Annotated in this window: 2 protein-coding genes; both read right to left on the reverse strand. The window is 43.3% G+C overall.

What is annotated here, in order from left to right; translation table 11 throughout:
• Positions 1-101: 101 nt before the first annotated feature.
• Positions 102-272, reverse strand: coding sequence for a hypothetical protein (locus tag C9E89_RS23645; RefSeq protein WP_171405205.1), 171 nt, complete (start codon positions 270-272; stop codon positions 102-104).
• Positions 273-287: 15 nt separating this feature from the next.
• On the reverse strand, positions 288-440 hold the full coding sequence (locus tag C9E89_RS23650) for a hypothetical protein (RefSeq protein WP_171405226.1): 153 nt from the start codon (positions 438-440) through the stop codon (positions 288-290).
• Positions 441-571: the final 131 nt, after the last annotated feature.

Genomic DNA, 571 nt, shown 5'->3' on the forward strand with positions numbered 1-571 from the left:
CTCACCCTCACTAACAACTCGCCCCTTCTTTACAACAACACGGCGCTTGGTACGCCGTGGTTTTCCAGATAATTTTTTATACTCAGCAACTGAAATGCTGCTCATAATTTACTACTCAAAATCAGCTCATATGCACCAGCCTGTACCCATCCCTCCCAACCTCCAAAGTTGATTAAAATGAAATCACCTCTCACACCTAAAACTTCACGGAGTGGTGCATCAGGCAAGGTATCAACTCGCACAAGGTCGCCTATCTTGAATTTGTTATTCATTCCCATCTCGCTTAATCAAAGTAAAGCACCCAAAGTTTCCAATAAACTTTTGTCCACTGCTACGACTACAAGATTTTTAATATATGTCACAGTGAGCGTACTCGCTGGCTGTTGCCATGCTTCAACATCATGCATCACGCTATCACCAATACGAAATGGGTTATTCACGCTCACCTCGCAAAGCCTTTTCCAACTCATCAGCACATTTGTTTAATGCATCCTCATAAGCTCGGTGCTCAGGTGCAATACCTTTGATTTTTAAGCCATGCCATTGCGTTGCAAGATTTGATGCTGCATCG

It is taken from the genome of Acinetobacter sichuanensis (assembly GCF_003024515.2).
GTDB lineage: Bacteria > Pseudomonadota > Gammaproteobacteria > Pseudomonadales > Moraxellaceae > Acinetobacter > Acinetobacter sichuanensis.

Coding starts and splice junctions, on each gene's coding strand:
- C9E89_RS23645 (WP_171405205.1), bottom strand. CDS start 272: ATGAATAACAAATTCAAGATAGGCGACCTTGTGCGAGTTGATACCTTG.